This window comes from Streptomyces sp. WM6386 (genome assembly GCF_000972385.1).
Taxonomy (GTDB): Bacteria; Actinomycetota; Actinomycetes; order Streptomycetales; family Streptomycetaceae; genus Streptomyces.
Map to the genome: position 1 here is coordinate 128,863 of NZ_JXTE01000038.1, position 710 is coordinate 129,572.

1 pseudogene is annotated in these 710 nt (G+C 67.3%); it reads left to right on the forward strand.

The features are described 5' to 3' along the window. Positions 1-572 (forward strand): annotated as a pseudogene (locus TN53_RS47375) (hypothetical protein); the annotation flags it as partial. Positions 573-710: the final 138 nt, after the last annotated feature.

Below are 710 nucleotides of genomic sequence, written 5' to 3' on the forward strand. Positions count from 1 at the left end.
AACAACGCAAACAGGGCTTCAAAGGAACCGACGCCGACGGCATACCGGGCCCCACCTCCCTGACCGCCCTCGGCCGCCTCACCGGATTCTCCGTCACCGGCGCGAGCGCTCCGGCTGTCCCCAAGGGACGTCTCGCCCCTGCCCAGGTCACCTTCCGCGACCCCGGCAACGACTCCGGAGCGCCGGCGATGCAGCGCTATGCGCGCAAGGCATGCGAACTGACCGGCATGGACCCGAAGTTCGGTGTCCCGGCCCTCGCCACCATCGCCAAGCGCGAATCCGCCTCCAACCATCCGAAATTCCGGGTGAACAAGACGGACTCCAACGCGCACGGCCCCCGTGCCGCCGACGGCCACCCGCTGAACTGTTCCCGGGGCGCCACACAGTGCGTTCCGACCACGTTCGCCCACCACCACCAGGCGGGCACCGCGACCACGCCCTACGACGTGGTCGCCTGCATGTGCGCCACGGTCAACTACGTACGCGACCGCTACGACGTGAACCAGTCCGGTTCGAACTTCGCCGCCCGCGTCCAGCAGGCCGATCCGAACCGGGCACCCCACTGGTACTAGGAGCCTCCGATGGTCGCACTGTCCAACGTCCAGTTCGGCAAGCGGAACGAGGACGTACGCACCGTACAGAAAGCCCTGATCAAACGCGGACACAAACTCCCCGACGGCGCCACCGGCTTCTTCGGCGAACAGACCAAG